General features: G+C 57.1%; 2 protein-coding genes. One reads left to right on the top strand and one right to left on the bottom strand.

Annotated features, from left to right (window positions below; translation table 11 throughout):
• Positions 1-30: 30 nt before the first annotated feature.
• Entirely contained in the window at positions 31-606 is a 576-nt protein-coding gene (locus V4T21_RS19100; protein WP_332719922.1) for a hypothetical protein, read from the bottom strand.
• Between the two features lie 315 nt (positions 607-921).
• Here V4T21_RS19100 and V4T21_RS19095 point away from each other — a divergent pair.
• A partial coding sequence (locus V4T21_RS19095; RefSeq protein WP_332719920.1) for a tyrosine-type recombinase/integrase occupies positions 922-1,370 on the top strand: 449 nt, incomplete at its 3' end.

Below are 1,370 nucleotides of genomic sequence, written 5' to 3'. Positions count from 1 at the left end.
AGCCGGAAAAACGCGGAGGCCCTGCCTCAGTTACACCACGCTACGGGGCACGATCGCATTTTGGCTGGAATACATAACCCGTGGCCGAGAGAGGCGACTTTCGAATTGTTGGCGGCTCGCATCATCGGCGAGGCCGAGAAACCCCCTCCCCTCGCCTTTCCGGTTCAATTCTGCCGCCAACTCATATTTTTCTCTTGCCTGCGCAACCGTCACCTCGACACCCTGCTCTCGGCCATTGGGCGTCCGAAGCCAAGCGTCGGGAAATTTGTCGCTCATTGAGAACCTCACGGCTCCATCGAAGCTCACGAATCTCAAGTGCCTTGCGACGGGCACAACCTCGGAACTCAACTTCTTTAAGGACCCCTTGGCTTCACGATAGTCGGCAATTTCGTCCTGAGTTCGTGGCCCGCGAAAATATGCGTTCAGCTTCTCGTTGAGCACTTCAACAGATTGCCACTCGCTTAGGCTCTCCAGCAGCGGATGAAGATGTGTGCTGTACCTTTGATTCACTGGCTTGCCTCGCAAATCGTCCTCAATAGCTAACACACCACAATCCGCTTCCGCGACAGTGGCAATCTTGGGCCCGCGCAACAGCGAGGTATGCACCCCGGCGCGGCGACCTGGTGGCGACCCAATATCGATGCGCGCCGTAGCGGCCTGACCCTTCGGCAGCTAACAAACTGTAATTTAAAGAAAAAAATGGCGCGCCGGTCAGAACAAATCTGCGAACTCATATATCATTGAAATTAAAAGATAATTTCAGGATCACTTCCGAGTCGAACGACTGCTTTGCGCCCCCATGCACGAACCCGCTTCGCGTGAGAGACGCACGTGGTGAGACTTGATGGATACGTCTGAGGCTCTGGGCAGCTAGAGGCTGTGGTTCGAACATGGAGTTCCTTTCAACAAGAGGAACTCGCTATGACAACCTATCAGGCCAATGCCCCGATCACACCGCTGCGCCAGCGCATGCAGCAAGACATGGTGATGCGGGGTCTGGGCGCCCATACGCAGCAGGATTATGTTCGGCATGTTCGGAACTTCGCCGCTTTCCTCGGGCGTCCTCCCGACAGCGCGACCGCCGAAGACATCCGGCATTACCAACTGCATCAGCATGAGACTGGCGTGGGCCCGGCGACGATCAACAGCACGGTTTCCGCGCTGCGTTTTCTGTTCACGGTGACGCTGAACCGGCGAGATCTATCGCGCACTCTGGTGATCACCCGTAATCCGCGCAAGCTGCCCGACGTTCTGAGCGTGGAGGAAGCTGCACGTTTGCTCGAGGCGGCGCCGGGCATCAAGTACAAGGCCGCACTGGGGGTCGCTTATGGCGCGGGTCTGCGTGTTTCAGAGGTCGCGCATCTCAAGAT

Origin of the sequence: Pelagibacterium mangrovi (genome assembly GCF_036662815.1) — a bacterium.
GTDB lineage: Bacteria > Pseudomonadota > Alphaproteobacteria > Rhizobiales > Devosiaceae > Pelagibacterium > Pelagibacterium mangrovi.
This window is presented reverse-complemented; position numbering and strand designations above follow the sequence as displayed.